The sequence below is a fragment of the Rhizobium sp. RU35A genome, assembly GCF_900156005.1.
In the GTDB taxonomy this organism is placed as follows: Bacteria; Pseudomonadota; Alphaproteobacteria; order Rhizobiales; family Rhizobiaceae; genus Neorhizobium; species Neorhizobium straminoryzae.
This window is the reverse complement of sequence record NZ_FTMR01000009.1, coordinates 123,987-148,548: the sequence shown is the minus strand read 5'-3', so window position 1 is coordinate 148,548 and position 24,562 is coordinate 123,987. Positions and strand designations below refer to the sequence as shown.

The following is a 24,562-nucleotide window of genomic DNA, read 5'->3' as shown; positions in this document are numbered from 1 at the left end:
GTCCTTATCAGGCAATGGTCAGCGTGCCCTTGGCGTCGATTGCAAGCCCCCCGATGCCGGGGCGTGCGGCAAACACGTCGACGGGATGGACGAGATAGAGCCAGGGCGGGTTGTCGTGCAGGCGCGTGAGGCAGCGCGCATAGGCGGCCTCGCGCGCCGCGTCCTCCACCGCCGCATTGGCGGTGGCAATCAGCGCTTCGGTTTCGGCATCGTCATAGCCCTGCCACCACACGGCGCGCGTGCAGCTGGAGATCTTGTCGTCAAGAATGCGGAAGGTGCTGTGCGGCGAGGAATCGAAGATCGCCATGTCGCCCATCTCCTTGCGGCCGATCTGGCGGGCATATTCGGGGCGGTCGTGCTCCGTCTCGATCTCGACCGTCAGACCGACGGCGGTCAGCGCATCCGCCACGTAACGGCTCACCTCCGGCGCGCGTTCCGGCATGAAGGTCGGCGTGCGCAGACGGATCGGGCCGGCGCTCGCAACGCCGTCGATGAGGCGGCGCGCCTTGTCCGGATCATAGGGGATCGGCGCAAGGCCGGCCCGCCGGGCGCCCAGATGATGCGGGCTGACGATGGTGGAGGACGCAACGGCAAGCCCATGAAAGATCTCGTCCGCCAGCCGCACCGTATCGACGGCATGGTTGACGGCAAGCCGTGCCGCCGGATCGCGGAACAGACCTTCGCTGCAGTTCAGGTAATACATCACCGACAGCGTGTTGACCGCCCTGCCCCACTGGAAGCGTTCGGAAAAATCGAGCCGCTGCTCGACGCGCTCGAGGTTCAGCGCGGCATCGACCTCCCCCGTTTTGAGCAGCGCAAGCCGTGCCTCGGCGCTTTTGCAGGCCCTGGCCACGATGCGGGCCGGGCCGGAACCGGCCGCAACCTTCTCCAGCACGGCGCTTTCGCCGGCGGAAAATTCCGCGACCCGGTAGCGCCCGGTGCCCAGGATCGCCCGGCCCGCGCCATCGAGGCGGCAGATGTAGAATTCGGAAAAGATGTCGAGAATATCGGCGAAGGGGCGCGGATTGCGGACCTCGACCACGCCGGGCGAGACGGCGCGGATCGTCGCCTCGGCCAGATAGCGCGCATAGGACCATTTCATGCCGAACGTATCGACCGCCTGCAGGATGCCGTCGATGAAGGCGAGCACGTCGTCGGCCGTGCAGGGCTTGCCGTCATGGAAGGTCGCGCCCTCGCGCAGCGTGAACTGCCACAGGCGCCCCCCCTCGGCATGCGACCAGCCGGAGAACAGCCCCGGACGGGCAAAGCCATCCTGCCATTTCAGCAGCGGTTCGAAGACGAGGTTCTTCAGCGTCAGCACGCTGGTATCGTCGGTCACCCGCGTCGGCGGCAGGAAATCGACTTTCTCGAGCGCAAGGGTGAGGTCCGTCACGGGGGAAAAGTCCTAGTCGATGGCGTTGCGGCGGCGCGGGTTCATCCAGTCCGCCAGCGAATCGCCGATCAGGTTGAAGGCAAGCACGGCGAGCAGGATCGCCATGCCGGGGGCGAGCGCCACCCAGGCGGCGCTGCGCACATATTGCAGGTTGGCCGAGACATCCGCCCCCCATTCGGCCATGGGCGGCTGGGCGCCGAGACCGAGAAAGCCGAGGCTTGCCGTCTGCAGGATGGCGCTGCCGAGCGCAAGAGTGGATTGCACCAGAAGCGGCCCGAGGCCGTTGACGAGTATGTAGCGAAGCAGGATGCGCCGGCGCGACAGGCCGAGCGAGATCGCCGCCTCGACATACGGCTTCACCGAAATGGTGAGCGCCTGGCTGCGCGCCACCCGGGCAAATTGCGGGGCAAGCGTGATGGCGACGGCCAGCATGGCGTTCTGCAGGCTGGGGCCGAAGGCGGCCGACAGCGCAATCGCCAGCACCAGCGCCGGGAAGGCCAGGATGGCATCCACCACGCGCATGATCACGCTGTCCAGCCAGCCGCCGGCAAAGCCCGCCAGCACGCCGAAGAACACGCCGACGGCAAAGGCGATCGCCACCACGCCGACGCCGATCGAAAGCGTCGCCTGCCCGCCATACATGATGCGGGTCAGCACATCGCGGCCAAAGGCATCGGTGCCCAGCCAGTGGCTTGTGCTCGGGGCTGCCAGCTTGTGCAGGATGTCGAGCCTGGTCGGCGAGTAGCTCGTCAGCCACGGACCGACGGTGATGAGGCCGACCAGGAACAGCAGAATCACGAGGCCGACGACGGCGAGCGTATTGCGCTTGAGGAAGATCAGGAGTTCGTGCATGGCCTCACCCCATCTTCCGGCGCACGCGCGGATCCAGCACGCCATAGAGCAGGTCGACGACGATCGATGTCAGCACGAAGAGAAGGGCAAAGACCAGCGTCGTGCCCTGGATGACCGGATAATCACGGTTCTTGATCGCCTCGAACATGTAGCGGCCGATGCCCGGCCAGGCGAAGATGGTTTCGGTCAGGATCGCGCCGCCCAGCATTTCCGCGAATTTCAGCCCGATGATGGTGACCGCCGGCAGCAGCGAATTGCGCAGGCCATGCTCCAGCACGACCTGCCGGTTGTGGAGGCCCTTGGCGCGGGCGGTGCGGATGAAATCCTCGCCCATCACGTCGAGCATGGTGTTGCGCACGAAGCGGCCGAGCGTCGCTGCAAGGAAGGCCGCCAGCACAGCGGTCGGCAGCACGAGATGGGCAAGCGCGCTCGCCGCGCCCGCGAAGTTGCCGGTGATCAGCGCATCGAGGACGGCAAAGCCGGTCACCGTCTCGACAGGCAGATAGGGGCTGAGGCGGCCGGACACCGGCAGCCAGCCGAGCCAGGTGCCGAAGGTGAGCTGCAGGATCAGCGCCAGCAGGAAGGCCGGCATGGAGACGCCGATCAGCGAGACGATGCGGGTGACATGGTCGAACAGGGAATTGGCGCGGGTGGCCGACAGCACGCCGAGCGGGATGCCGAACACCACCGCCACGATGACGGCAAGCACCGACAGTTCGATGGTGGCCGGCAGGCGGATGAGGATCTCGTGCGCCACCGGCTGGCCCGTCTTCAGCGACACGCCGAAATCGCCGGTGAAGAGGCCGGCGACATACTGCCAGAACTGCAGGACGACCGGCTGGTCGAGGTTCAGCTGGGCGCGCAGCGCCGCGATCTGCTCCGCCGTCGCGCCCGGTCCGAGCAGCGTCGTGGCGGGATCGCCGGGAATGATCCTGACCAGCGAAAAGACGATGACCAGCACGATGCACATGACGGGGATCAGCGCAATCAGACGGCGTATGATGAAACTCGCCATGGCTCCTGCTCACTTGTCTGGGCCGGCCCGAACGGCCGACCCGGCCGACTGAGATGCGGGATGCCATCCTCGCCTCTCCGTCCGGCCGGTTCAAAACCGGCGGCCGCAACCGGCCGCCGGGGATCGCCTCGATCCGTCACTTCTTGAAGACGGACCAGTATTCGTTGAGCGGCGGGGCGCTGTTGATGACCAGGCCCTCCACATTGGCGCGGGCATAGACGATCAGCTTCGGGCTGAACAGATAGGCGCCGGGCACGCGCTTGGCGATCTCTTCCTGGATCTGGAAATAGAGCGCCTTGCGGGCCTCCTGGTCCGGCGTCTGCTGCGCCTTGAGGATCAGGGCGTCCAGATCCTTGTCGGCCGGCATGCGGAAGGTCATCGCCGTGTTGGCGAGCGAGGAGAGATAGCCGATGGTGATGTGCGCATCCGGGTCATTGTACCAGGGCTGGCGGCCATCGAGAGCCACATCGAACTGGCCGGATGTCTGCAGCGTGCGCAGCGCCGGGAATTCCGTCTGCTCGATCGTCGCATTGATGCCGATATCGGCGAGGTTCGCCTGCACGAAGGTGGCGACCGCGCCCCACAGCGAGCCCTGGAAGCTGTAGAGCTTCAGGGTGATGCTGGCGGGGTTGACGCCGGCTTCGGCGAGCAGCTTCTTGGCCAGCGCCGGATCGTATTTCGGCGCCAGTTCCTTCATCTTCGGGTTGAAGGCCCAGCTGTTGGAAGTGAGCGGACCATAGACGCGCTCGGCCGTGCCGCCGAACACGCCCTGCAGCAGGCCGTCATAGTCGATGGCATGGGCAATCGCCTCGCGGGCCTTCACATTGGCGAAGGGACCATCGGTCTTGCTGTTGTTGAATTCCAGCTGGCGGATGATCTGGCTGGAGGTCTCGATGACCTTCACGTCCTTGTTGGCCTTCAGCGCGCCGATATCCTCGGCGGCGATGGCCGACAGCTGACCCTGCTGCTGCACGATGTCGACGCCGCCATTTTCCAGCTCCAGCCGGCGGGTGGAGGCATCCGGAATGACGCGGTAGATGATCTGCTTCAGCTTCGGCGCGCCGCGGAAATAATCGGGATTGGCTTCCAGCACCACATTGGTATCGGCCTGGGCGCTCTTGAAGGCGAAGGGACCGGTGCCCACCGGATGCGAGGCGAACTTGTCGCCGTATTTCGCGACCGCCGCCGGGCTGACGACCGCCGATTGCGGCTGGGCGAGGATCGACAGGAAGGCCGGATAGGCGGCCGACAGCGTGATCTTCAGCTCGGTCGGCGAAACGACCGTGATCTCCTTGATGAGGTCGAAGGTGGCCTTCACGTAAGGATTGCCGGCCTTGGTGCGCTCCAGCGAGAATTTCACGGCAGCCGCATCAAACGGCGTGCCGTCCTGGAATTTCACGCCCTCGCGCAGCTTGAAGTCGAAGACCTTGCCGTCCTCGGACACGGTCCAGCTCTTGGCGAGGCGGCCTTCCAGTTGGCTGAAGTCCGGCGCCGTCCAGGCCACCAGCGTGTCGAACACGTTGAGGATGATTTCGCTGCCGATCGGCTCGGCCTTGTTGGTGCCGGGCTCAAGCGCCACCGGATCGGACGGAACCGCCACGACCAGCGTCTTCAGTTTGTCGGCTTCCTGCGCATGCGCTGCCGTCCACATCAGCGGCATCGCCACCGTGGCTGCCGCAACTGCCTTCCAGATCGTCATGGTTCACCCCTTCACCCTGTTGTTCAGCCGCATCCCGCTCGGATGACGACTGCGCCCTCTGTGATATACTACGAAATATATCATTACGGCGTCTGCTGTAAAGCCTGATGGCGCGCGTTTGGTCACGCCGAGAGGCTGCCTAGAATTTATGCTTTTCTTCCATAGGGATGCGCACCGACCGCGACCGGCCGGGACGGATCATGCACCCATTGCGACCAGGATCCGGGATACATCGCCGCATCGATTCCGATCGAGGCGAGCGCCAGCACGGAATGGGCGGCCGACATGCCGGCGCCGCAATAGACGCCGACGGGACGCGAGCCGTCTGCGCCGAGCGCGCCATAAAGCTCGGCCAGCGTCGCGGCATCGGTGAAATTGCCGTAATCGGTCACGTTGTCGGGCGCGGGTGCACTCAGCGCGCCCGGAATATGGCCGCGCGGCGCAGAGCCCGGCGCAACCGGCCCACCGATGTAATTGGGGCGGATGCGCGCATCGAGCAGCACACCCGTCTCGACCATCGCCAGCGCGCCCTCGGCATCGAGTTCCGGCATGTGGCCGGGCGAGAGCGTGATCGCGCTCGGCGTCGGCGGCGTGCGAACCGCATCATCGTCGCGAACGACCGGAAGGCCGCCGGCGAGCCAGGCGGGAAGCCCGCCATCCAGCACCCGCACATCCGGCAGGCCCGCCCATTTCAGCACCCACCAGGCGCGCGCGGCCGTCATGCTGCGATCGCCATCATAGATCACGATGGTGCTTTCGGGCCGCAAACCCCAGGCCCGCGCCTTCTCCTGCAACACGGCAATCTCCGGCAACGGCCGCTGCCCGCCCTCCGGCGAGGCCGGCGCCTGGAAATCGGCATAGGCCTCAGTCCGGATCGCGCCCTCGATCCGCTCACCGGAAAAGGCCGGACGGCCGGTATAGGGATTGATGGAATCGACCGCAAGCAGCGTCACATCCGCCCCCGCCCGCCGCAAGGCCTGCACCTGCTGCGGCGTCAACAGCACGCGCGCCCGCACCGCCTCCGCCGTCTCATCCGCCCGCACCGCATCGCTGACCACACCCGTCATCACACACACCCTGTCTGCCATGGAAGAGACTAGCGTCTATGAGGCACACGCGCTTGGCAAGCAGAAATATATTACGTGGTATCTCAGGAAAATTTTGCCTTGACGGGCGGGAAGCCAGCACAAGTATGACACGCATGCTGGGCGACCGAGCGAAGCGCGCTTCGCGCGCAGGATGAGCAAAGCCCTCCACGTAACGAAGGATCAAGGCACGACTGCCGCACCTTTTGCCGCTTTATCGCAGAGAACGACGACCGAAGCCGTCGCAGAGCCAAAAGCATTATCAGGCTTCGGACAAAAGACCGATACATGCGAGGAGCGCCTGCAATTCCTCTTCCACGTGGGCTGCACGCCGCACGGCATCTGCGTCGATCAGACGTGCCAGATCGCTGCGCCTCATCGGCTTGCGGTAGTGCGGCCACTCCCGTTCCAGCGCCCTCATAGCCGCATGCGTATCGGGGGGCCGATGAGCCGCCCTGCCCACCAGATGGCGCAACAGCACTGCCTCGAAGCATGGCCTTTGCCAGACGATTGAAATCGCATTGTCTGCGGCAAGCTTCACGGCGCGCGCTGCACGATGCGGTTCCCGCTCTGCTTGGTCAAAGTCCAAAAGAACGAAACGCTCTGCGGGCACATTCCGCTTCTTTTGCATCAGCGTCAGCCGCAGCACCGCGAGTTCTATGCGCGAGAGCGGATCTCCAGTTCCAGGGCCCAGTTCTTCAATATGCAAGTGGACCGGCAGGTTGGTCGCGCGCGCAAGATCCTGCAAAAAGCTCGCATAGCCCACTTCAGAGGCACCCTCGCAACCGATGTAGATCGGGCGCCGAAGCGCGATATGGGAACGACGGCGACTCATCCGAAGTGTGGGACCCCACCATAGGCACCGCTCAGATATTTCCGATAATGGTTTTCGTCACGGCGCACCTTGACGTCCATTAGGCTGTAGACCCGACTACGCCCTTGCCGATCCTTCTCACAAATCACGATTTCCTCTTTGTTAAGATCATCCAACAACGAGGCAGAATGACAGGAGAACCAGAGCTGCGCATCAAGTCTATTCCGTCCGGACGTCGCATAGAACCATCGCAGAAGTTCCGGCAGAACATTCGGATGAATAGCAGCATCCAGTTCATCGATAGCAGCAAGTCCCCCGGCATCCAAGGCGCCGACAATCCATGGAAACATCTTGATAAAGGCACGAGTGCCGTGACTTTCCAAGGCCCACGGCATCTCGATAGAGAGCCCGGCGTGCTTGAACAGAAGCAACGGCCCGTTATCGGTATTCTGAAAACGCATTCCTTCCACCCCCACATCAATGCGGCTTAATTCGTCGTTCAAGCGAGACAGAAGAGCTGGCACGTTCTTGAGGTAATCAATGACGTTACGATCGGCGGAAGACTGTACCGGCTCGATCTGGAAGAAGGCGTTACGCGCCGCCTCGACCATGAGCCGCGCCGTAGGGTGCTGGAATTTTGCAAACGACGAGAGGACCGTATGATTACCTGCTAACGTTTTCACCAGGTGATGAAAGCCCGACAGGCTGAATGTCTTCGAATCCTTCACGTTTCCTTGCGCATCGCGTTCGTAGACGCGCTGCCATTTGCCTCGACCATTCGGCTTCTGGCGCAACACCTCTGCCGTGATGCCAATGGCTAGTCCGTCCTTGAATTCGATCTCCAGTTCGTAACGGTACGTTCCCTGCTCGACGGTTTCACCATTGGCGGCGCGCTGGGCAATGTCGGGCGTCAGGTTCATGGGGCCACCCAATTCGATCGCAAACCGCGCAGGACGATCGGCGGATTCCCTATCGTTGAAGCGCTCGATACCCACGAAACCCGTATGGGTCACACTGTTGCAGATCATGTTTACGATGAAGGAAAGCGCGCGCAGCAGCGTCGTTTTGCCGGAGGCGTTGGCGCCGTAAAGCGCCACAACCTTCGGCGCTCTGACGTCCGCCCCCTCGAAGATAGGTGCATATCGGCCGTCGGGGTCGGGCACACCTCTGTCAATCGAAAGATCCAGCACTTGCTGATCGCGGATCGAGAAGAAATTTTCAACCTCTAACCTATATAGCATAGACCACCTCGCAGCCTCTATAATAGCGCTTTCAACGCATTTTCGTCAAGAATGCGCGCAAAAGTGGACTTTGCCCCCCCCTTCACAGCGTCAGCCCGGGACGGGCATTGCTGATCAGGGCGGAGAGCAGGCCGGTGCGGGTGTTCTCGTTGTGCTCCACCATGGCCGCGCGGGCCTTTTCGCCGTCGCGGGCGCGCAGGTGGGCGAGGATGCGGTGGTGGTCGTCGGTGGTTTCCGGATTGATGTCGCGCATGCGGGTGCCCATGTAGAACAGCCGCGCGCACTCCTCCAGATGGCCCATCACCAGCGCATAGAGGCGCGGATTGCGCGATCCTTGCGCGATCAGCGCGTGGAACTGTTCGTTGCGGGCCACGAAGGTGCGCGTGCTCACCTCCTCGCCCATCTCGTAGCGCGCATCGGCCAGCTCATCCAGCTGGTCGAGTTCGGCCACCGTCAGGTTTTCCGCCGCCAGCGCCACCGCCGTACCTTCCAGCACGCCGCGCACGGCAAACAGGTCGTTCATGTCCTTGATGGTGACGGGGGTGACCCGGTAGCCGCGCCGCGGATAGGCTTCCATGAAGCCTTCGACGCAGAGCCGGCCGAGCGCCTCGCGCACCGGCGTCTTGCTCATCTGCAGCCGTTCGGCCAGTTCCGGCTCCGACACCTCGGCGCCCGGCGCCAGATCGCCGGTGATGATTCGCTCACGAAGGATGGCATAAGCCTGCTCCGTCAGCGATCTGGCGCGCTTTTCGGTTCCTGCCTCTGCTCGATCCATGTCCGTCACATGCGTCTCCTGCGCCCGGCACAAGCCACCCGAAGCACCCCGGGGCCTGGCGCCTCTTGTTGCGGCCGAAGCCCGTGCTTGTCAAAGGCTTTCCATGCCTGTCCAACCCCTTGGCGGGCGGAAGGGACTTTGACAGCGCCGCACCGTCTGATATACCACGTAGTATATCTAATCCAGTCCAGGAAGGCGGCAAGGCCGCCGAGGGTGTCGATTGTCGCAGATCCTTGTCATCAATCCCAACAGTTCCGCTTCCGTCACCCGCTCGATGGAAGCCTGCCTCCAGCCGGTCATCGCCGCAACCCGGCATGAAATCTTCTGCACGGAGCTGAAGAAATCGCCACCCGGCATCGAGACCGATGATCATGTGGCAGCGGTCATTCCCAACGTGCTGGACGCGGTGCAGGCCTCGGATGCGGATGCCTTCGTGCTGGCCTGCTTTTCCGATCCCGGCATTGCCGAGGTGCGGGCGGCCACCCGCCGGCCGGTCGCCGGCATTGCCGAATCGGCCTATCTCGCGGCGCTCGGCCTTGGCCGGCGCTTCGGCATCATTTCGCTCGGCCCCTCCTCCATCGCCCGCCATCTGCGCTATCTGAAGGCGCTCGATCTCGATCATCGCCTGGCTGGCGACCGTTCCATCGACATGACGGTCGTGCAGCTGATGGCAACCGATGTGGTGGAAACGGTGGCCCGCACCGGCCGCCTGCTGCGCGACGAGGACAAGGCGGATGTCGTCATCCTCGGCTGCGCCGGCCTCGGCTCCTATCGCGCCGCCCTGCAGGAGGCGCTCGGCCTGCCGGTGGTCGATCCGGTCCAGGCGGGCGTTGCGCTGGCCGCCACCCATCTCGATCTGTCCTACGGGAGATGACAGCATGACCTTCGATCTGATTGTTCGCGGCACCGCCGTCCTGCCGGACGGGCCGCTGGAAAAGGCCTGGATCGCCGTGTCGGACGGCCGCATTGCCGCGATCGGCACGGGCGAGGCGCCGCCGGCGCATACGCTGCACGATGCGGGCGACGGCCTGATCCTGCCCGGCATCATCGACGGCCAGACGCATGCCTGCAGCTATGGCGGCCTGCCCGGCATCCGCTCCACCACCCGTTCGGCGGTGGCGGGCGGCATCACCACCATCGTCGACATGCCCTACGACAATCCGGCCCCGCTCAACACGCCGGCGCGGCTGTCGGAAAAGGTGGAGGCGATCCACGCCCATGCGCATGCGCATGTGGCGCTCTACGGCACCATTCTGCCCGGCCAGGCGCCGGACGATGTGCAGCCGCTGATCGATGGCGGCGTGGTGGCCTTCAAGATCTCCACCTTCGAAAGCAGCCCGACGCGCTTTCCGCGCATTGCCTCCGACCAGATCCTCGGCCTCTTCTCGGCGCTGGCCGACAGCGTGCTGCCGCTTGGCGTGCACAACGAAGACCAGGAGATCGTGCGCGCCTACATCGCCGCCGCCAGGGCGGCCGGCCACAACGGTATCGAAGCGCATTCGGCAAGCCGCCCGCCGGCGGCGGAACTGGCCGCCACCGCCCAGTTTCTGGAACTCGGCGCCAGCGCCGGCGCGCATGCGCATATCGTGCATCTGACGACAGCGCGCGGCTTCCAGCTGGTCGACAACTATCTGGCCGACGGCTTCCGCGCCACCGGCGAGCTTTGCGTCCACTATCTCTGGTTCGATCCGGAGCGGGACGGCAAGGCGCTCGGCGCGCGCATGAAGGTCAACCCGCCGATCCGGCCGGGGCAGATCGATGCGCTGTGGGAGGAAATCCTCGCCGGCCGTGTTGCCTTCGTCAGCTCCGACCATTCCAGCTGGCCGATCGACAACAAGCTGACCGATTCCATCTTCGATGCGGGCGCCGGCGTACCGGGGCTGGAAACGCTGCTGCCGGCCTTCTTCACCGCCGCCGAGGCGCGCGGCCTCGATGCCCCGGCGCTCACCGTCGAGCAGCTGTGCGAGCGTCCGGCGAAATTCTTCGGCCTGTGGCCGCAGAAGGGAGCGATCCGCGTCGGCGCCGATGCCGATCTCACCGTCATTGCCCGCACGCCGCAAGTCTGGGATTCGGCGCGCGCCCATGACGAGCTGCGCTGGAGCCCGTTCGACGGCCGCACCTTCTCCATCACCGTTGCCCGCACCTATCTCGAAGGCCAGCTTGCCTTCGACGGGCAGGATGTCGTCAACCAGCCCGGCGACGGCCGCTATGTGCGCCGCGGGCAATCCCACTGGTTCGAATAGGAAAGACCCATGGTGCAGATCACTGCAGACACGAAGGGCGTCTTCGTCATCGCCGTCACGCCGTTCACGGAAACGGGCGCGCTCGATCACGACAGCATCGACCGCATGGTCGATTTCTACATGGACAAGGGCGCCGATGGCCTGACCATTCTCGGCATGATGGGCGAGGCTCCGAAGCTGACCCAGGCCGAATCGATCGAGGTGACGCGGCTGACGCTCGCGCGCGCCGGGGAAAAGCCGGTCGTGGTCGGCGTCTCGGCCCCCGGCCTTGCGGCGATCGGCGAACTGACGAAGGCGGTGATGGATCTCGGCGCCGCCGGCGTCATGGTTGCGCCCCCCTCCTCGCTGCGCACCGACGACCAGATCATCGGCTATTATCGCACCGTGGTGGAAACGGTCGGCACGGATGTGCCGGTGGTGCTGCAGGATTTCCCGCTGGTCACCAACGTGCAGATCTCGACGAAAACGCTCGGCGCCATCTTCGAGGAGCACGCCTCCATCGTCATGCTGAAGCATGAGGACTGGCCGGGCCTGCAGAAGATCAGCGAGCTGCGCCAGGCGGAAGCCAGGGGCCGCCGCCGTGTCTCCATCCTCTGCGGCAATGCCGGCGCCTTCCTGACGGAGGAAATGCAGCGCGGCGCCGATGGCGCAATGACCGGCTTTGCCTATCCGGAAATGATGGCGGACGTCGTACGCCTGAGCAATGCCGGCGAGATCGACCGGGCGCAGGATCTGTTCGATGCCTATCTGCCGCTGGTGCGCTACGAGCAGCAGCCGGGCATCGGCCTTGCCGTGCGCAAATACGTGCTGGCCAGGCGCGGCGCGATTGCGAGCGCTGCCCAGCGTCGTCCGGGCGCGGCGCTCAATGCGGCCGCGATTGCCGAAGTGGACCGCCTGATCGCCCGCCAGACCCGCCGCCTGGAGGCGCTTGCCTGATGGATCTCGGCATTTCCGGAAAGACCGCGCTGGTTCTCGGCGCAAGCCGCGGCCTCGGCGCTGCCATTGCCGCAGCGCTCGCCGCCGAAGGCGTCATCGTTTATGCCGCGGCCCGCACGGCATCCTCCATCGCCGCTACGGAAAACATCCGGCCGGTCGCGGTGGATCTCGCCGATCCCGCCTCGGTGGACGCCCTGATCGACACGGTCCGGGCGATGGGCGGCGTCGATATCCTCGTCAACAACAGCGGCGGCCCGAAGGCCGGCCCGGCGCTCGGCCAGAGCCGGGCGGCCTGGAACGCCGCCTTCGAGACGATGGCAAGCGCGCTGTTTGCCATCACCGATGCGCTGCTGCCGGCAATGATCGAGCGGCAATGGGGCCGCATCATCACCATCGGCTCCTCCGGCGTCGAACAGCCGATCGCCAATCTGGCGCTGTCGAACGGCGTGCGCGCAGCGATCGCCGGCTGGTCGAAGACGCTGGCCGGCGAGGTGGCCCGCCACGGCATCACCGTCAACATGATCCTGCCTGGCCGCATCGACACCGACCGGGTGCGTGAACTCGACACGATCAAGGCCGGCAATACGGGTGCCAGCGTGGACGCAGTGCAAGCTGCCTCGCGCGCCGAAATCCCCGCCGGCCGCTATGGCCGCCCGGAGGAATTTGCCGCAGCCGCAGCCTTCCTTGCCAGCGCCCAGGCAAGCTATATCACCGGCTCCAGCCTTCGCGTGGACGGTGGCATGATCAGGGGGCTTTGAACCATGACCGATTTCGATGCGGTGATCGAGCGCCGGGACACCGGCAGTTCCAAATGGAGCCGCTATCCCGGCGACGTGCTGCCCATGTGGGTGGCCGACATGGATTTTGCGGCAGCGCCGGAGATCGTCGCGGCGCTGCAGGCGCGGCTTGCCCATCCCGTGCTGGGCTATGGCGTGGCGCGCGATGAACTGCGCGCCGTCATCGTCGCCGACATGGCGGCAAAATACGACTGGGTCATCACGCCGGACGATATCGTCTTCCTGCCGGGCGTCGAGCCCGGCTTCAACATGGCGCTGAAGGCGATGACGGAACCGGGCGACGCCGTTCTGGTGCAGACGCCGATCTACCGGCCGATCCTGAATGCCCCCGGCCACTGGGGCCTGATCCGCCGCGAGGCGGAGCTTTCGCCATCGGCCGGCGGCTGGGCGATGGACGCTTCGGGTTTTGCCGCAGACATGGCGGCCTCCAGGGCCTTCCTGTTCTGCAATCCGCACAACCCGACCGGCAAGGTGTTTTCGCTGGCCGAACTGCAGACCATCGCGGCTCTGGCGGAGACGCACGACACGCTGATCATCTCCGACGAGATCCACTGCGATCTGCTGTTCGACGGCCGCCGTCATGTGCCGATCGCCACGGTCTCCGCCGAGGCGCGCAACCGCACCATCACGCTGATGGCGGCGAGCAAGACCTACAATGTCGCGGGCCTGAAGACGGCCTTCGCGATCATCGAGAACCGGGCGATCCGCGAGAAATTCGCCGCCTCGCGCCTCGGCATGGTCGACAGCGTCAATATTCTGGGGCTCGAGGCAAGCCTTGCGGCATTCTCCAAGGCCGGCGTCTGGAAGACGGAGCTGCTTGCCTATCTCGAAGCCAACCGCGATTTCCTGATCGCGGAACTGGCCCGCCGTTTCCCGAGGATCCGTTGCCTCGCCCCGGAAGGCACCTTCCTCGCCTGGCTGGATTGCCGCGCGCTTGGTCTCGGCGATGACCCACAGGCCTTCTTCCTCGAGCACGGCAAGGTGGCCTTCAGTGCGGGTCACGAATTCGGCGCCGCCTATGGCGGCTTCATCCGGCTGAATTTCGGCTGCCCGCGTGCCCTTCTCGAAGAGGGGCTGGCGCGGATGGAAAAGGCGCTCGCGACACTTTAAGATTGTACGGGCGGGGGCTTACCCCGCCCCCTCTCCGGCGCTATCCTGCACGACGCGACGGGCGGGGCCATGGCACAGCAGTTTTGTGCAAGACGGAGCACCCGTCTTCCGGCAGATCCCGTCCTGTCGCAGGGGTTCGCATGGGACGAAACGAGAATTCGGATTTCATTCGCGAGGCGGATGACCGCCAGGTCTTTGCGGCCGAGCTTCGGCGCGGCCGCTTTTCGGCGGCGCGTGTCTCTGTCGGCGTGTCGGCCGCCGAGCGGCTGACCGATCCGCACGCGCTCGAAGATGCCTTCCTGATTACCTACCAGAACCGCGATTATGAGGGCGATCTCTGGGTCGACGGAAAACCCCTGCCGACGGCCTACATGCCGCAGGGCAGCTTCACCTTCTATGATTATCGTCGCCAATGGCAGGCCAATCTCCGCTCCGCCTTCGATTGCCTGAATTTCCATGTGCCCCGCGCGCTGATCAACGGCCTCCTGGAGGAGGATGACGGGCGACCGGTGGATACGCTGGTGCTGTCGCCCGGCGAGATTGTTCACGACGCGACGCTGACGGCGCTCAGCGAAGCCATGCAGGCCGCCGTGCAGGCCGGCCAGACGGTGAGCCCCCTGCTGCTGGACCAGATTTCGCTCGCCTTCTGCAGCCATGTGGCGGCCTCCTATGGCAATCGTAGCCAGCCGCAGATCGTGGCGGGCCGGCTTGCCCCCTGGCAGGAGCGGGTGGCCCTGGAATTTCTCGCCGCAAGCGATGACGACAACCTGTCGATCAAGGCCGCCGCCGAGCACTGCCGCCTGTCGCAGACCTATTTCGTGCGGGCCTTCAGGCGCTCCTTCAACATGACGCCGCATCAGTGGCTGATGCAGCGGCGAATGAAGATCGCACGCGATCTGCTGAAGACCACCCTGCTGCCGGTCTCGGAGGTGGCAAAACGCAGCGGTTTTTCCGATCCGGCCTATTTCTCCCGCCTCTTCCAGGCGCGGGTCGGCCTCTCGCCGACGCAGTTCCGGCGGCGCCTGAGAGGATGATGCGCGTGAAGACCGGCCGGCAGGCCCGTCTCAGACGGTCTGGGACCGGCCGTGGCGGCGGCGCCAGTGGCTCGGCGTCTCGCCGGTCAGGCGGCGGAACAGCCGGGAAAAATGCGCCTGATCGGCCATGCCGCAGGACAGCGCGATCTGCGCCAGCGGCTCGTTGCCCTCGCTCATCATCTGCTTGGCGCGCGCGATGCGCCGGTCGAGCACATAGGCATACGGCGTCTGGCGGAAGCTTTCGCGAAAGGCGCGGCTGAAATGGCTGACGCTGAGGCGGGCGATACCGGCCAGATCCTCGGCGCGGATCATCTCGTGCAGATGTTCCTCCACGAAGCGGGACAGGCGCCGCACCTGCCAGGGGGCAAGCCCCTGCCCATGCGTCTTCGGCGCCTCGGCCGCACGACGCTTCGTCAGAAGACGCTGCGCCCGGTCGAGGCATTCGCGCGTGTGGTCGATGTCGCGGTCGATGGCAAGACCTGCCTCATCGAGCAGCGTCAACAGTTCGAAGGCAAATTCCGTCGCCTCGAAATCGGCTCCGGGACGGGAATGGCGGGCTGGGCTGGCAAGCTCTGACACGGGCAATTCCTCGCGGGACGCATGAAGGGAATTGCCGGATGTTAAGAATCCGACTGGAAATCAGCCAGTTAAGCCCCGTAAAGTTTCGTAAAGCCCGGTAAAGCGACACCCGCAGCCGGGAAGCGGGAAGGCCGTCTCAGCTGCGGCCGGTGCGGCGCAGGCGCCCCGGTGTCTGGCCGAGCAGCTGGGTGAAATGGCGGCTCAGATGCGACTGATCGGCAAAGCCGCAGGCGGTCGCGATTTCCGCCAGCGGCAGGTCGGTTTCCTCCACCAGCTGGCGCGCGCGCTCCACCCGCCGGCCGAGAAGCCAGCGATAGGGCGTGGTTCCGGTCGTTTCGCGGAAGGCGCGAATGAAATAGCCGCGCGACATCGAGCAGCTTTCCGCCACCTCGCCGATCGAGACATCCCGGTCGAGATTGGCGTCGATGAAATCCTTGGCGCGCATTTCCAGCCGGTACGGCAGCAGCGCGGACACGGTTGCCGGTGCCTCCTGCCCGCCGCCATAGCGGTGCAGAAGATGGGTGGCGATCGCCAGCGACAGCTGATCGATGAAAAGACCGTGCGCCTCGCCCGGCCGCTCCAGCGAGGGGGCGAGCGCCCGCACCAGATTGGAGAGCACCGGATCATCCTCTGCGGCCCGCTCCGACAGGCCCTCCACCGGACGCATGCGGGTTTCCTCCGCCACCTGCCGCAGGAAAAGCGCACTCAGTTCGAACAGCATGAAATCGAAGGAGCCGACAATCTCCGCCCGGTAATCCTCGGCGAAATTGCGCAGATAGACGCCGCCGGCGGCGAACCGGTAGTCGTTGCGGCTCCTGCCGTGAAAGATGCGTCGCTCGTGCCCGTCAGACATCGAGACGCCCACCAGAAAGCCGCGGTCATTGGCCGGCAGGATCACTTCCGAGACGGCGTCGGAAACGACGCCCTTGCGATAGAGCGTGATGCCGCCATGCGACAGCTCCTGATCCTTTGCCAGGGACTTGGCGGCGCACCCCAGAGAATCCCGTCTGGCGACCTGCTTGAGCATCCCGCTCTCCAGCTCTCGACCGGCCCTCTTCCCGGCTCTTGCATGCGCGGTCTTCACGTCCGCGACCACCCTTCTCGCAAAGGCGGCACATGCAGTCTTGCACATATCTGCCGTTGCGCATAGGGGCGCACGCGCCACCGCCGGTCACGATATCGGCTGAGGCACTGCAGCCACCGGAAAGGCGGGCCATCAGCCGAGATCGGCAAGGATCAGCCGTGGCTCGAACAGCCGGGGAGGATCACCGCGGGGGCGACCGGGAAACGGTCCGGGCGGCGGGGGCCGGCGCGTCTCGACAAGCCGCGGCGGGGGCCCGGTGACGCCGACAGACCGGCTGAGGCAGGCAAGCTTCGTTCCCCGCAGGTCGAGGCAGGCAAAGGGCATCGACAGTTCGCGCAGCAGCCGCGAGGAACTGACGACCAGCGCGGCGGCCAGCGCACTGTCGCCCTCCGGGCCGGAGGCCCAGGCAAGGGCGGCGCGCATCTCCTCCAGCAGCGCCGGAACCGGCTCGAACGTGCCGATGCTGCGGGCCTGCGCCGTGCCGCGACGGGCCTCCGTCAACACATGGCGGGCATGGGCGCGGCACACCTGCCGCATGGCGGCACGCCCGGCGGACCGGTTGGCAAGGCGCGCAAGGCCTGGGCCGCGCAGTGTCTTCAGGATCCGGTAGCGCGTTTCGCCACCCGCCTGCTGCGCGACCACGAGCGATCTCGCCACCAGCGCGGCAATCGCATCCATCAGCGGTGTGACGTCATCCCTGGCGTCTTCGAGCACGCCAAGCGCATCCTTGAGCGAGAAGGGGCCACAGAACACGCAGAGCCGCTCGAACACGTCCCGCTCTGCCGCCGACAGAAGATCCAGGCTCCATTCCGCCAGCGCCGCCAGGCTGCGGTGACGCTCGGGTGCGGTACGCCGCGCATGGGTCAGCGTGGAAAGGCCGCCCTGCAGGAGACCGGTGAGTTCGGCGAGGTTGCTGGTCGCAAGCCGCGCGGCGGCCATCTCGATCGCCAGCGGCAGACCGTCGAGCTGGTGGCAGAGGCGGCCGATGGCGGCGAGATCGGCCGTTGCCGGGTTGAAATCCGGGCGGACAGCCTGCGCGCGCTCGATGAACAGGCGGATCGCCGGCGACTGGCGCAATTGCACGGGCGCAGACGGCGCCCCTTCGGGCGGCAGCCCGAGCGGCGGCACCTGCAGCACCCATTCGCCCGCGGCCCGCAGGGGCTCGCGGCTGGTCGCCAGGATGACGAGATGCGGAAGCGTGGCGAGAAGCCCCTCGGCAAAGGCCGCCGCCGCGTCGATGACATGTTCGCAATTGTCGAGAACGATCAGCAGCGGCGCGGCCCTGAGCGGCGCCGTCACGGCCTCATGCAGCCTGTACACCGCCCAGCCGTCAACCGGCTCGCCGCCCGGCAGAACCTGCCGGGCAAGCGCTGCATAAAGGCTGGCCGGATCGCCGCCAAGGGCGGAAAGATCGACAAACAGGGCGGGCATCGCATGGGCGGCACTGAAGGCGGTGGCAACGGCGAGCGCCAGCGTCGTCTTGCCCACGCCGCCCGGCCCGCAAAGACTGAGCAGGCGGCGCGTCGCCATCAGCTCGGAGGCGCGCGCCACCATCTCGTCGCGTCCCAGCATGGAGGCAATGGCAACGGGCAGCGTACTGCGGATGCTGCCGCGCTGCGTCGGCGCCGATACCTCCGGCTCGCCCGTCGGCAGCACGAGACGATAGCCGCGGCCATTCTCGTTGACGATGCGCCTGCGCTCGTCACCATCCGAGGCGAGCAGCCGGCGCAGCATGGACAGATGGACCCGGAGCGCCGTCTCGTCGACGAACTGCTGCGGCCATACGCGCGACAGCAACTCGTTCTTGGACACCAGCGCGCCGGGCTGTTCCGCCAGCACCAGCAGGATTTCGAGCGCGCGCGCCCCGATGCGCACCGGCTCGCCATCGCGATAGAGCGTGCGCTCGCTGATCGACAGGCAAAACCGGTCGGACAGCATGATCGGGGCGCGCGGGCAATGGTTCATCGGTAACGATCCTCAGGCAAGGGGAAGCCTTCGAGCAAAACGTCAGTCGGCATTCTTGGGCAATTTCCGCGAGACCGGGCTGTGGCTTCGCGTCGATAATTGCGTGAAAACAACGGGATGGAGTGTTTCAGAGGTTTCCTTTTTACCAAGAGCACTCCGGTGTCAAAAGCCCATCAGTCGGGGTGTTCGCGTGTTCGCGATCGGGCCGCCAGATCCGGCCAATCCTTCGAACGCGGCGTCTTGCGGTGCCTGAAGGCGTCGGAAGGGTTCGATCATGATCGGCACCTTCGCTTCGGCCCAGACACTGAAATTACGCCGTGCAGAACACACAGGCTGATTGGATCCGGACCCTAGGGCATGACACAGGCTCGGCTCTAGGAGGAAAGTACGCCGATTTGTACAATGTGAACCCTGACTTTCCAAAGCCGCCCGGGGCAGGCGCCGGCCGACGTCATCGACGAAGGCACGCCTTCGACATGCTGTCCTCAAACTGGCAGACAGGGCTCACCGCATGATGACAGCACCGCGCGCCTCCCCCTCGACAGATCGGCCTGCAGCGAGGGGCGGCAAGGGGCGGGAGGCACCGGAAGGATCAGCCCCTTCGGGTGCCGGACAGGTCTGCGGCGGAGGGGCCGAGCGCCTCGGCGCTCGCCGACTGCAGGGGGAAGCGGATGGTGCAGGCAAGCCCGTCCTCGGCAAAGTCCAGCGTCGCGCTGCCCATCAGTTCATAGGCGATGGTGCGGCGGATGAGCGTGGTGCCGAAGCGCTCGGCGACCGGCGCCGAGACGGCGGGCCCGCCGCGTTCGCGCCACGTGAGCACCAGACGGGGCCGGCTGCCCCCGTCCGTCTCGCGCTGCCAGGCCACTTCGATCTCGCCCCTGTCGTCACTCAGCGCCCCGTGGCGCAGCGCATTGGTCGCAAGCTCGTTCAGCACCATGGACAGCGACAGTGCCGCGCGCGGATCGAGCGGCGTCTGCGGGCCGGGCACGATGGTCACCCGGTCCAGGCAGCCGGGATGGGCGGCAAAGGCGCGTTCGATCACATCCCTGAGGCCGGCCTCGTTCCAGTTCGTCTCGAACAGCAGTGCATGCGCATCGGCCATGGCGCGCAGGCGTCCCATCAGCGTCTCGATATACGACTCCACGGTGTCGGCGCTGCCGGCGGTGCGTCGCACGATCGACATCACCATGGCCATCGTATTCTTCACCCGGTGGCTGAGTTCGCGCACGAGAAGCTCGCGATGCTGCTCTCCACGCCGGCGCTCGGCCTTTTCGCGCGCCTCCGCAAGCGCCCGCTCCACCGCGGCCGGCAGGCGGATCAGGCGCTGTTTCAGCACGTAATCGGTGGCGCCGTGGCGAAAGCTTTCGATCGCAGCCTCCTCGCCGAGCACGCCGGACACGAAGATGAAGGGCGTTTCCGGCAGCCGCTGGCGGGCAAGCTCCAGCGCCGTCATGCCGTCGAAATCGGGAAGCGAGAAATCGGCCAGGATCACGTCCGTCCCGCCGCCTTCAAGCGCCTCCATGAAGCCGGCACGATTGGAGGCACAGCGGATGGCAGGCGGCGGCGACAGCGTCTTCAGCTGCTGCATGATCAGTTCCGCATCGAGCGCGCTGTCTTCCAGAATGAGGATGCGGGCCGGCGCGTTGAGGTCAAATCCGTGCATGATGCTGATATCCCGGCGGCGGCTCGTTGAGCAGGGCCCAGAACACGCCAAGGTCCTGAATGGCCTTGAAGAACTGCGAAAAATCCACCGGCTTCACCACGAAGGCATTGACACCCAGTTCGTAACTTCTGACCAGATCCTGCTCCTCGCGCGACGAAGTGAGCATGACGATGGGAATGTGGCGCAGCGTGTCGCTTGTCTTGACCCGCTCCAGCACATCGAGCCCATCCATCTTGGGCAGTTTCAGATCCAGCAGCACGACGGTCGGATCGCCCTGCGGCCGGTTGTGGTAACTACCGCGGCGGGTCAGATAGTCCATGGCCTCGGCGCCATCACGCGCGATCACGATCTCGTTGGCCAGCTGGCACTTTTCCAGCGCGGCAAGCGTCAGCTCCAGGTCGCGGGGGCTGTCCTCGACCAGAAGGATGGGGCGCAATTCAGGCAAGGGCTCGACCTTTCCGTTCTGTGGTCATCGGCAGGGCGAAGGTGAACGAGGCGCCCTGCCCCAGTTCGCCATGCGCCGAAATGCTTCCGTTGTGGCGTTCCACGATGCGGCGGGCGAGCGCCAGGCCGATGCCCGTGCCCTCGAAATCCTCGGCCCGCTGCAGGCGCTGGAACACGCCGAACAGCTTGCCCACGTAAGCCATGTCGAAACCGACGCCGTTGTCGGTCACCGAATAGAGTGCCATGTCGTTCCTTGTTTCTCCCGCAATCACGATCCGGGCCGGATCGCAGTCGCGGGTGTATTTCACCGCGTTGTCGATGAGGTTGAACCAGACCTGCCGCAGAAGCGTGGCATCGCCCAGTCCAACCGGCAGAGGGGAAACGCGCCATTCGATGCGACGGTTCCCCATCGCCATGGTGACGGAGGTGATGACCTCGGCCACCAGCTTGTCCATGTCGACCGGGCGGGTAACGAGGGCGGTGCGACCGAGCTGGGAAAAGTTGAGAAGATCATCCACCAGCCGCCCGGCCGAAAGGGCCGCATCGGAAATCGTCTGCAGATAGTGGCGCGACTTCTCGTCCAGCCCGGTTTCCCGCTCGCGCAACAGTTCGGCAAAGCCGACGATGTGGCGGAAGGGCGCCCGCAGGTCATGCGAGACGGAATAGGAAAAGGCCTCCAGCTCCTTGTTGGCGCGCGTCAGCTCGCCGGACAGTTCCGCCAGTTCCTCGGCCTTGCGCAGCACGATACCGACGATCGCAGAGCCGAGCGCCCGGGCGGCGGCCAGTTCCGCTTCACTCCAGGGTTCGGCGCGGGCACGCACGAGTTCCTGCCAGGCGGAAAAGGACTGGCGTGGATGGATGCGGCCCTGTTCGCGCACCTTCTCATGCGGATTGCCGCCCCAGCGCACGGTGTGCAGCAGTTCCGGCCGGAACCAGATGAGCCAGCCCGCATGCAGCCGCGAGATCGGCAGGGCCAGAACGCCGCTTGCCCGCGCCGCCATCTCCGGCGCCAGATCGGCGGCAAGCTCCGGCGCCTGCTCGAGCAGGCGGGTCAGCCGGTCGGTGGAAAACAGGTCCTGCCGCGGCTGCGCGTCCAGCCAGGCCGCCAGCCGGCGGATCGCCGCTTCCGGCGGCACCTCGCCCACCGACAGCAGCCGCTCCGGGCTGACGAGCGCCGCACCCGCCGCCCCGACCTGGGCAAGCAGCCCCTCGCCTTCACCCGCCAGCGCCTCCATCCAGTCAGGGGCGGAGGACATGGCAGACAGGAGCCGGCTCGTGACAGCAGACAGCATGAGCCGGCGCGCGGCATCCTCTGCGCGGGCCAGCGCCGCGATGCGCATGGCAAGCGCCTGAGCCACAAAATCGCAGATTTCGCGCAGCGCCTGCGATACCATGTGCGGGCCGGCACTATGGCAGGAGATGAGCCCCCACAGCCTTCCATCGACCAGGATGGAGACAGACATCGAGGCGGCGGTTCCCATGTTGCGCATGTATTCGAGATGCACCGGCGAGACGCTGCGCAGCTGGCACTGGCTCATGTCGAGCGCGTCCCCCGTCTGCGGGTCAGGCACCGGCACCAGCGGCACGGGACGGTAATCGACATCGGGAATGATGCGCAGACGATTGGTGGCATAGAGCGCGCGCGCCTGAGCTGGGATATCGGCGGCGGGAAAGCGCAGGTCGAGATAGGAAGGCAGCCGGCCATTGCCGCTTTCGGCGACCACCTGCCCGTTCCAGTCCGCATCGAACCGGTAGACCAGCACGCGGTCGAAGCCCGTCAACTGCTGCACGAAGCCGGCGACGGCCGGCAGAGACCGGGCAATGTCCGGCTCGTCCGACAGCTGGGCGGTAAAGCTTCGCAGGCGGCTGAACACCGCTTCCAGCCGTTCGCCGCCCAATCGCTCCACCTCGACGATCACGCGGTCGCCCGCCCGGTGGGCGGAAGCGATGAGCCCCTCCGTTTCCAGCCGCGTCTGGAAATAGCGCTCGCCACTTGCCTGCCAGCGCACCAGCCTGTCGCCCAGGTCCGCAAGCGGGCCGAAAAGCGGCGCGTCCTGCCGCACGCCATCCGGCAGGTAATCGGCGAGATTGGCGCTGACCTGCACCACCACCGGCGGTGTGCCGGCCAGCACGAACAAGGCGCCATGCGGTTGTATGGCGCCCGGCACGCGGATCGGCTCGCGCGCGCAGGCTTCCAGATCCGGATCCGTTTCGTTCACACCTGTCTCCGATCATGCGGCAGGGCCGTCACACGGGGCCTGCCTCAGCCCCGGACGGTCATAGGGTCAGGTAGATAGGAGGGAGCGACGGAATGTAAACCGGGCCGATCGAACGGGTCGGGCGGGTGCGGCGCAGCATTTTTCCACCAGGGAGTGCAATTTCCCTTGCGCCGAGTCCAAAAACTAGTATCTGTCGCAAATCAGTATCTGACTATAATTTATGATTATGATGATACGTATTTCTAATGCACAGACGACCGCCCGGCATTCGACCTAGATCAAGAACCCTGTCGGCGCGACATGCAAAAAAGCAATATTCGCAACCGTCGTGACGCCGCATGAAGAACATCTATTCAATAGACGACGTCTTTGGCATTCGCCGGGATCCGCCCCTCAATTATGTCGAGCGCCCGGATGTTGACCATCCATTTCGTGCGCTTATGTCGAGAGGTGATAATATTATCATATTCGGCAGTTCGAGGCAGGGCAAGACCTCGCTGCGCAAGAAATGCATGGCGGACAGGGATCACATCGTCGTTTCCTGCCAGAACCGCTGGTCGCTGGCCGATCTGCACTGCTCGATCCTCAAGGAAGCCGTGTTTTTCGTGAAGCATGCCCAGGACGAGGCGCAAGACGGGGGACAGGACGAGCCCGCCCTGCCCATCCGGCCGAAGCCCGGACGGCTTGATCTGTCCGACCCGAACGACATCGTTCGGGCGCTCGCCGACATCAACTTCTCCAGCTACATCGTGCTGGAGGATTTCCATTACCTGCCGGACGCCACGCAGCGCGAGTTCAGCTTCTCGCTGAAGACCTTTCACGAGAATACCGCGATTTCCTTCGTGATCGCCGCCGCCTGGCGCGACGAGAACCGGCTTTCCACGCTGAACGGCGACCTGACGGACCGCGTGCAGCCGATCAACACCGACCACTGGTCGACCGAGAGCCTTTCCGAGGTGATGACGACAGGCGCCGGCATGCTGGGCATTGCCTTCGACGATGCCTTCAGCACCGGCCTTCTCGCCGCCTGCTTCGACAGCGTGCATCTGGTGCAGGAAGCATGCCGGCGTGCCTGCCGGGCCGCGAAGGTGCATGAGCGGCAGGATGGTCTGCAGGGCGTCGGCGCCGGGCTCGACGTGGTCGAACTGGTGCGCCGCATCGTTACCGAACAGGCGGCGCGCTATACCGGCTTCGTCGAGGGCTTTTCCGGCGCCATTGCGGCAAGCGATCTCGACATGCCGCGATGGCTGATCTACGCCATGCTCTGCCACGGCGCCGACCAGCTGGAGCGCGGCATCCGCCTGAAGAAGATCTACAGCATCATCAAGGCGCGGCATCCCCGGCGCAAGACGCTGGACCGCACCCATGTGGCGCAGACGCTGGTCTCTACCGCGACCTTGCAGAACCAGCGCGGCATCCGCCCCTTCGTCATCGATTACGATGCCTCCCGCGGCAGCCTGCAGGTGGTGGACAGGCAGTTCCTGCTCTGGCTTTCCACGCAGGAGATCCCCGCGCTTTGCGACGATCTCGGCCTGCCCGCCCCGCTGTCGGACAGCGAGATGCGGGCGTTGATCTGAGGGGGCAGAACCGTGTGGCGACGGCGACCGGGGATGG

Annotated in this window: 21 protein-coding genes; 7 read left to right on the top strand and 14 right to left on the bottom strand. The window is 65.5% G+C overall.

Annotation, left to right across the window (positions count from 1 at the left end; translation table 11 throughout):
* Positions 1-7: 7 nt before the first annotated feature.
* From F3H95_RS19540 to F3H95_RS19505, 8 genes are all read right to left on the bottom strand, one after another.
* Positions 8-1,393 carry an ABC transporter substrate-binding protein gene (locus F3H95_RS19540; protein ID WP_149747228.1) on the bottom strand — a complete coding sequence of 462 codons (1,386 nt, stop codon included), beginning with the start codon at positions 1,391-1,393 and terminating at the stop codon, positions 8-10.
* A 12-nt stretch (positions 1,394-1,405) separates the two neighbouring features.
* Positions 1,406-2,245 (bottom strand): ABC transporter permease, encoded by an 840-nt coding sequence (locus tag F3H95_RS19535; RefSeq protein WP_149747227.1) that lies wholly within the window; start codon positions 2,243-2,245, stop codon positions 1,406-1,408.
* A 4-nt stretch (positions 2,246-2,249) separates the two neighbouring features.
* Positions 2,250-3,260: an ABC transporter permease gene (locus F3H95_RS19530; RefSeq protein ID WP_143125930.1), complete on the bottom strand. Its 1,011-nt coding sequence runs from the start codon at positions 3,258-3,260 to the stop codon at positions 2,250-2,252.
* Between the two features lie 136 nt (positions 3,261-3,396).
* On the bottom strand, positions 3,397-4,959 hold the full coding sequence (locus F3H95_RS19525; RefSeq protein ID WP_149747226.1) for an ABC transporter substrate-binding protein: 1,563 nt from the start codon (positions 4,957-4,959) through the stop codon (positions 3,397-3,399).
* 146 nt (positions 4,960-5,105) lie between these two features.
* A complete protein-coding gene (locus tag F3H95_RS19520) occupies positions 5,106-6,026 on the bottom strand; it encodes a rhodanese-like domain-containing protein (RefSeq protein WP_188134436.1) in 921 nt (306 codons plus the stop codon).
* A gap of 280 nt (positions 6,027-6,306) precedes the next feature.
* On the bottom strand, positions 6,307-6,879 hold the full coding sequence (locus F3H95_RS19515) for an RloB domain-containing protein (RefSeq protein WP_143125927.1): 573 nt from the start codon (positions 6,877-6,879) through the stop codon (positions 6,307-6,309).
* A complete protein-coding gene (locus F3H95_RS19510; RefSeq protein WP_149747224.1) occupies positions 6,876-8,099 on the bottom strand; it encodes an AAA family ATPase in 1,224 nt (407 codons plus the stop codon). Before F3H95_RS19510 ends, F3H95_RS19515 begins: the two co-directional genes overlap by 4 nt.
* An 82-nt stretch (positions 8,100-8,181) precedes the next feature.
* Positions 8,182-8,874, bottom strand: coding sequence for a GntR family transcriptional regulator (locus tag F3H95_RS19505; RefSeq protein ID WP_143125948.1), 693 nt, complete (start codon positions 8,872-8,874; stop codon positions 8,182-8,184).
* Positions 8,875-9,094: 220 nt separating this feature from the next.
* On the opposite strand from F3H95_RS19505, the gene F3H95_RS19500 reads away from it, so the two are divergent.
* From F3H95_RS19500 to F3H95_RS19475, 6 genes are all read left to right on the top strand, one after another.
* On the top strand, positions 9,095-9,748 hold the full coding sequence (locus F3H95_RS19500; protein WP_143125925.1) for an aspartate/glutamate racemase family protein: 654 nt from the start codon (positions 9,095-9,097) through the stop codon (positions 9,746-9,748).
* A gap of 4 nt (positions 9,749-9,752) precedes the next feature.
* The gene (locus F3H95_RS19495; protein ID WP_143125924.1) at positions 9,753-11,117 is read left to right on the top strand and encodes an amidohydrolase family protein; all 1,365 of its coding nucleotides are present in this window, start codon (positions 9,753-9,755) and stop codon (positions 11,115-11,117) included.
* A gap of 9 nt (positions 11,118-11,126) precedes the next feature.
* Entirely contained in the window at positions 11,127-12,053 is a 927-nt protein-coding gene (locus F3H95_RS19490) for a dihydrodipicolinate synthase family protein (protein WP_149747223.1), read from the top strand.
* Entirely contained in the window at positions 12,053-12,811 is a 759-nt protein-coding gene (locus F3H95_RS19485; RefSeq protein WP_149747222.1) for an SDR family oxidoreductase, read from the top strand. The genes F3H95_RS19490 and F3H95_RS19485 overlap by 1 nt, the downstream gene beginning before the upstream one ends.
* A 3-nt stretch (positions 12,812-12,814) precedes the next feature.
* Positions 12,815-13,960: a MalY/PatB family protein gene (locus F3H95_RS19480; protein ID WP_149747221.1), complete on the top strand. Its 1,146-nt coding sequence runs from the start codon at positions 12,815-12,817 to the stop codon at positions 13,958-13,960.
* Between the two features lie 140 nt (positions 13,961-14,100).
* The gene (locus F3H95_RS19475; protein WP_143125920.1) at positions 14,101-14,994 is read left to right on the top strand and encodes an AraC family transcriptional regulator; all 894 of its coding nucleotides are present in this window, start codon (positions 14,101-14,103) and stop codon (positions 14,992-14,994) included.
* A gap of 30 nt (positions 14,995-15,024) precedes the next feature.
* Here F3H95_RS19475 and F3H95_RS19470 read toward each other — a convergent pair whose 3' ends face one another.
* The 6 genes from F3H95_RS19470 to F3H95_RS19445 form a co-directional block, all read right to left on the bottom strand.
* Positions 15,025-15,573 carry an AraC family transcriptional regulator gene (locus tag F3H95_RS19470; protein ID WP_143125919.1) on the bottom strand — a complete coding sequence of 183 codons (549 nt, stop codon included), beginning with the start codon at positions 15,571-15,573 and terminating at the stop codon, positions 15,025-15,027.
* A gap of 136 nt (positions 15,574-15,709) precedes the next feature.
* Positions 15,710-16,600 (bottom strand): AraC family transcriptional regulator, encoded by an 891-nt coding sequence (locus F3H95_RS19465; RefSeq protein ID WP_188134435.1) that lies wholly within the window; start codon positions 16,598-16,600, stop codon positions 15,710-15,712.
* 189 nt (positions 16,601-16,789) lie between these two features.
* Positions 16,790-18,622, bottom strand: a complete 1,833-nt coding sequence (locus F3H95_RS19460) for a winged helix-turn-helix domain-containing protein (RefSeq protein WP_149747219.1) — start codon at positions 18,620-18,622, stop codon at positions 16,790-16,792.
* A 592-nt stretch (positions 18,623-19,214) separates the two neighbouring features.
* Complete coding sequence (locus F3H95_RS19455; RefSeq protein WP_149747218.1) at positions 19,215-20,285, bottom strand: HWE histidine kinase domain-containing protein; 1,071 nt, start codon at positions 20,283-20,285, stop codon at positions 19,215-19,217.
* Complete coding sequence (locus F3H95_RS19450; RefSeq protein WP_143125915.1) at positions 20,272-20,730, bottom strand: response regulator; 459 nt, start codon at positions 20,728-20,730, stop codon at positions 20,272-20,274. The genes F3H95_RS19455 and F3H95_RS19450 overlap by 14 nt, the downstream gene beginning before the upstream one ends.
* Positions 20,723-22,948, bottom strand: a complete 2,226-nt coding sequence (locus F3H95_RS19445) for an ATP-binding protein (RefSeq protein WP_149747217.1) — start codon at positions 22,946-22,948, stop codon at positions 20,723-20,725. Before F3H95_RS19445 ends, F3H95_RS19450 begins: the two co-directional genes overlap by 8 nt.
* A 512-nt stretch (positions 22,949-23,460) precedes the next feature.
* Here F3H95_RS19445 and F3H95_RS19440 point away from each other — a divergent pair.
* Positions 23,461-24,525 (top strand): hypothetical protein, encoded by a 1,065-nt coding sequence (locus F3H95_RS19440; RefSeq protein ID WP_210248572.1) that lies wholly within the window; start codon positions 23,461-23,463, stop codon positions 24,523-24,525.
* The last annotated feature ends 37 nt before the right edge of the window (positions 24,526-24,562 follow it).